Source organism: Burkholderia sp. HI2761 (assembly GCF_002223355.1).
Taxonomy (GTDB): Bacteria; Pseudomonadota; Gammaproteobacteria; order Burkholderiales; family Burkholderiaceae; genus Burkholderia.
The window spans coordinates 1-911 of record NZ_NKFN01000027.1 but is presented as its reverse complement, the minus strand read 5'-3'; the positions used below and the strand labels follow the sequence as shown (position 1 = coordinate 911).

The window sequence follows — 911 nt, the reverse complement described above, 5'->3', positions numbered from 1 at the left end:
GTCGTGTAGATGATCTTGCGCACACCCGGCGGAAACGCAAAGAACGGGATCACGCGATCCCAGGCGTTGCGCCACGCGCTACTGACGGTCGGGAATTTCTGACCCCACGGACCATCCGCAAACGCATCGAGTTCGGCCTGAGCGGCTTCCGCGCTGGGAGCGGCGTAGATCGGTTTGATCGCGGCGGCCAATCCGCGGCGGTCTTTCCAACTGGCGTAATCGAGGCTGTTGCGGATTAGATGGACGATGCAGGTTTGCAGCGTCGTGGCCGGAAACACTACCGCCAGCGCTTCGGGCATGCCCTTAAGACCATCAGTGACCGCGATCAGGATGTCGTGAACGCCGCGCGTCTTCAGATCGTTGAACACCTTCATCCAGAATTTGGCACCCTCGGTATTCTCGATCCACAGGCCCAGGATCTCCCGGGTGCCGTCGGGCAGCACGCCCAGCGCCAGGTACACCGCCTTGTTGCGTACGACGGCGTCTTCACGAATCTTGACCCGCAGTGCGTCGAAAAACACGACCGGATACATCGGCTCGAGCGGTCGGGCCTGCCAGGCCGTCACTTCGGCCATGACCTCGTCGGTCACGGAGCTGATGAAGTCGGGCGAGACCTCGGTACCGTACTGTTCCAGCAGAAAGCCCTGGATCTCGCGTACGGTCATGCCTCGGGCATACATGGCGACGATCTTGTCGTCGAAGCCGGTGAAGCGCCGTTCGTGCTTGGGAATCAGGATGGGTTCGAAGCTGCCGTCGCGGTCACGCGGCACCTCGATGCGGATCGGCCCGTCTTCGGTCAGAACCGTCTTGGCCCCTTTGCCGTTGCGCTGATTCGTGACGTTGGCCGGCTTGGCAGCTCCGGCAGGGTAGCCGAGATGATGGTTCATCTCGCCGCCCAACGCACGCTCGAT

1 protein-coding gene is annotated in these 911 nt (G+C 62.1%); it reads right to left on the bottom strand.

Annotated features, from left to right (window positions below; all coding sequences use genetic code 11):
• Positions 1-911 (bottom strand): IS256 family transposase (locus CFB46_RS34965; protein ID WP_089502509.1); only part of this gene is annotated, 911 nt, incomplete at both ends.